Annotated in this window: 2 protein-coding genes; one reads left to right on the top strand and one right to left on the bottom strand. The window is 51.9% G+C overall.

Annotation, left to right across the window (positions count from 1 at the left end):
* Nucleotides 1–556 precede the first annotated feature (556 nt).
* The gene (locus ACTHQV_RS19180) at nucleotides 557–1,378 is read left to right on the top strand and encodes a hypothetical protein (RefSeq protein WP_440492315.1); all 822 of its coding nucleotides are present in this window, start codon (nucleotides 557–559) and stop codon (nucleotides 1,376–1,378) included.
* Between the two features lie 663 nt (nucleotides 1,379–2,041).
* Here ACTHQV_RS19180 and ACTHQV_RS19175 read toward each other — a convergent pair.
* The gene (locus ACTHQV_RS19175) at nucleotides 2,042–2,344 is read right to left on the bottom strand and encodes a hypothetical protein (protein ID WP_440492314.1); all 303 of its coding nucleotides are present in this window, start codon (nucleotides 2,342–2,344) and stop codon (nucleotides 2,042–2,044) included.
* Nucleotides 2,345–2,572: the final 228 nt, after the last annotated feature.

Here is a 2,572-nt window from a genome sequence, read left to right as displayed (position 1 = left end):
CGATCGAGGCCGCCGATTGCGGTGGCGCCGCGATAGCCAACGACAGGACATATAGAGCCGCACCCATCATCCGCGTTCCCTCTGTCGTTCGCTGTGTTCAGTCTCGCAGCATACCGTACTTACCGCTGGACCGGTGGGTACCGCCAGCTTCTTCGGAGAGTATGGTTCGCGCCCAAACCCACGGATTGGACCAGTCACGACGGACGGAGTGTCCGCCGCACTTGCAAGCGCAGCGATCTGCGGACTGATTCAAACGAAGCACGTCTACCTCAAGCAGAGCTAACGTGAAAAATCCCACTATCGAAAGTACGTGCACGCCCTGACGAAGGGCGTTAGAAAGCACGTTCATTCGCTCGGTAAAAGAATATGATTGATTTTTGCCAATCGATAATTAGTAAATAAGCTAATACACTTGCTATAAATGGTTGTGATTCTTAGCTACTAATAGTAGAAGTTACACTTGTGTTTTATTTTAGCAATAACAGTTCTCAGCTTCGTCAAATCATAGAGATTCCATGTTATAATAGTAGTTTGCCTCTTGCAGTAGGTGGTTGCTATGGCTGGAAAAGTACGTTTTGTTGTTGATGTCGATGGAGGCCCGCACGAACTGCTCTCGATAAAAGAAAATCCAGATAAGTCCCTGCTACTTTTGCTACCTGACGTTGGCTACGTAGGAACGGATGGCGGTCAGCGCTTCTCGGTACATAATACCGAAAACCAAGAGTATCACACCATAATGCAAACGTTGAAGCGTTCATATGGTGAACGTCGATCGCCACAGAAAGTCTTGCTGAATAAAATTGACCAGTACGCTATCGTGACAACTAAGCGTTGCGCCACATTGGGCGGTAAGGCAAAACCGCCGAGCAATCGTTCCGCAGATACCATAATCTCAATCGGAACTTCTCATTCCTCACGGCATGCGCTCGCGTTCTCTGTAGTCGTTAGTCGTACTGGTCAAGCTGTCCAGAATCATCCGGGATATCAAGCGCATCACGTAGATCTGACAATCTATCGTGTTTCGATACTGGTTAACTATTTTATGGCCAATGCTGCCGAGCCAAGTCATTCGATAGAACTCGTTACCAGCACACCAACCGCCGTCGATGGCACCTTTTCGGAACTCGATCGACCAGTTTCCTTATCAAAAGAAGACATCACGAATGGTCATTTTAGCCATTTGAGTGCGCTAGGAATAGGCCTTTATGGTTTGTTGATGCAGAAGGTTCCCGAAAAGTACGAAAATGTAATCTTCGAACGCTGTTCCCAGGTGATGTCAACATCTAACTTAGAAGATGAGAATCTTGTTATATCAACGCTTATCATGCCGCCTAAAGAGTCTATAAAGACGTCGGTCCAGCAGCGCATTTTTCAATAGGTGTTAGTTACTAAAGTTGGTTTGTGGTCAATATTTTGAAGTGTGCCTAGTAGCGCTCCCCTACAGCAAAGCCCGTCCCGAAGTTAACCTCCGGTATGAAGGCGGGGCCATCGGACCACGACGGCGAGTGGCTGCCGATCGCCTACATGACAAAGCGCGAAGCGGAAGAGGCTGCTAAAGTGCTAAGTAAGTAGGCGGTCGTTCGGGGTATCATGCGGGTATTTCGGACGGAAGCGGTTACGAAAACCGCAATTCTTTCCGCCTTGAGTACGACGACAACGGAAGGGCGTCCGTCGTGCTCCTCCAACTGATAGCTAGTCGTCGCCGACGAGAGCAGCGGGTGCGGTCGGGCGGTGGCGCCGTTCGGGACAAGGTATGTAGTCGCTGCACCCGTCCGGAAAAAAGCGCTAGTACCTCGGTCGCACCGGCACTGTACGCACAGTCGTCGTCGGTCCACTCTTGTGTTCTGATTTCGACTATGACCCAGCCTTCATTGGCTCGGGCGAAGGCCCCTGCAAACTTGCAACGAGTATGCGGGTACCCAGCGGGTACCGTCTAGCCTTAGGTTGATCCTAAATGGCCGTGGTTACAGTATAATTTTTTGCGGTGACGGACGGTGCGTCCGGCGTTCAGACGACCCGGTCAACGGTAGGTGCCCAATGTTCAGTGCGGTCCAGTTTCCCAGCCAACAATCCCGAACTTCAAATGATTTTCATCGACCCAGCGCATCACGCACTCCATCTTCGGGTTAGGGATGGGCGGACTATCGGCGCTCTTCCTGCCGAACGCGAATGTACCGTCTGCTTCAACCGACCATGCAATGCTGTCCGGCACGACGCCACACTGCGTCAACGCAGCTCGCGCCTCGGAAGCCGTGGTTCCGCGACGGGAGCGGATCGGGTCGAGGAGATGGCATGCGCTGAGGACGACAGCGAGGATGGTTATGGTAAGGGCAGATCTCTTCATGACGTGAACCTATCGCGTCGCTGTGTCCTTGCAACAAAAGCGCCGGCGACTGTGGGTATCAAGTGGGTATGACCGATCGCGTGTGCATCAAAGCCAACGGTTTTGTGGGACCTATTTTGCGCAACGACGGAGCGTACGTCCGCCGCCTGAGTGTCCGGCTATGACGGAGAGCGCGAGTTGCACGTCATATGGCAGAAGTGCAGTTTGAGGCCATGTCCAGAATGTCTA

Source organism: Sphingomonas sp. SAFR-052, from assembly GCF_051965015.1.
Taxonomy (GTDB): Bacteria; Pseudomonadota; Alphaproteobacteria; order Sphingomonadales; family Sphingomonadaceae; genus Sphingomonas.
The sequence above is the reverse complement of the archived record's forward strand: the minus strand, read 5'-3'. Positions and strand labels throughout refer to the sequence as shown.

Excerpts from the sequence above, each read along its gene's own strand:
- ACTHQV_RS19180 (WP_440492315.1), top strand. The coding sequence starts at position 557 with ATGGCTGGAAAAGTACGTTTTGTTGTTGATGTCGATGGAGGCCCGCAC.
- ACTHQV_RS19175 (WP_440492314.1), bottom strand. The coding sequence starts at position 2,344 with ATGAAGAGATCTGCCCTTACCATAACCATCCTCGCTGTCGTCCTCAGC.